1 protein-coding gene is annotated in these 1,338 nt (G+C 61.9%); it reads right to left on the reverse strand.

The features are described from left to right. Positions 1-865 precede the first annotated feature (865 nt). On the reverse strand, positions 866-1,261 hold the full coding sequence (locus G6016_RS14615; protein ID WP_182633349.1) for an IS5 family transposase: 396 nt from the start codon (positions 1,259-1,261) through the stop codon (positions 866-868). Between the last annotated feature and the right edge of the window lie 77 nt (positions 1,262-1,338).

The raw sequence follows: 1,338 nt of genomic DNA on the forward strand, positions 1-1,338 counted from the left end.
ACCCGGCAGAAGCCGTCCTCACACTCCATGAACCAGCGGGGTTAAGGTCCGGCAGGAGTGCGCTCGCCGGGGCGCGATTCAATTCGAGAGTTTCAACCGCGATGTGTCGCTCGCGCACCACGATGGGACGCCTCAATCACCTCATGCACAGAAGTCATGACGACATTCTTACAAAACGGTGTTCACTGGTATCTCTTGGATGAAGCTTTTGGATGATGAAGCCTTCGCTCAGCGATCTCGGGACGCCAGCGTTGCCGAGAGTCCGAGCCAACGCAGTAGGGCCATACTGCACAAAATTTACAGACGTTGCGGCAACACGCCCTGTTCTCTTGGGGTACACCCGTGCGACACGTTTGGAGGCGCAGCATTCCCGCTGTGTCGCAGGGCGAGCTTCACCTCTTGCGAAACAGGCGCCGCTGGGGCCTAGAGGGCCAACAACCCCGTTGGTCGGCATCCCAGATGCTGCGCCACGAATGCGCCTCGCATCGTTTGGCTCCACGATGTCCTGCCCCGCAAAGAGCCGGGCCCAGCCGCTTACCGCACTAGAAGGCAGAATCTTGCACTTTCAGGTAATTCTCAGCAGTCCCAACCAATCCCGTTAAAACTGGCTCAAAATCCCAGAATCCCAAGATTTCGACCCAGAATCCCAACTTTCGCCTTGCGCGGCTGTAGGTTCTCATCCGATCTGTCAGCCGGACGGTAGCCGGCCTGGCCGTTCTCACTCGGTTGTCACGTTCGGATTCTCACGCAACTGGCATATTCCTCGTCGTTGGCACCGGGTTGAGAACAGCCGAAGCCAGAACTCGGGCCGAAAAGATGGTGGATCTTCGTCGACAGGCCGCCACAAGAACGACCCAATCCGTGGTCAAGTGGTTCGTCGGGCCGATTGTTGTGATTCCACCGAGCCCCCTGTGTGGCGCGGCAGGGTCGCCGAATCCTGATGGGCACGGCAGACGGTGGAATCCCCAGCCACCGTCCAGTCCAGGCGCCCCTCGGCGTCGGCACGCACCTGAAGAGCGGCCAGGACCTTGTCCCAGGTACCGTCGGCCGACCAGCGGCGGTGCCGCTTCCACGCCGTCTGCCACGGCCCGAACCCCTCGGGCAGATCACGCCACGCCAGGCCACAGCGGTACCGGTAGACGATCCCGTCGACCACCTGCCGATTCGACCGCCGCGGCCGCCACAACCTCGGGCGTTCCGGCGACAACAGCTCCGCAATCGTCTCCCACTGGGCATCCGAGAGCACCGTCATACGCACCATGCAGACGACCCTCCCGTGCCCCCACCGGAGAACTTGGGAGACGCGCCCTACGTGCGATCGAGGTGGCAGCCAGACAG

This window comes from Dietzia aerolata (genome assembly GCF_014144865.1).
Classification (GTDB): Bacteria; Actinomycetota; Actinomycetes; order Mycobacteriales; family Mycobacteriaceae; genus Dietzia; species Dietzia aerolata.

What these genes read in the sequence shown, in the direction of transcription:
- G6016_RS14615 (WP_182633349.1), bottom strand. Translation starts at nt 1,261, where the DNA reads ATGGTGCGTATGACGGTGCTCTCGGATGCCCAGTGGGAGACGATTGCG.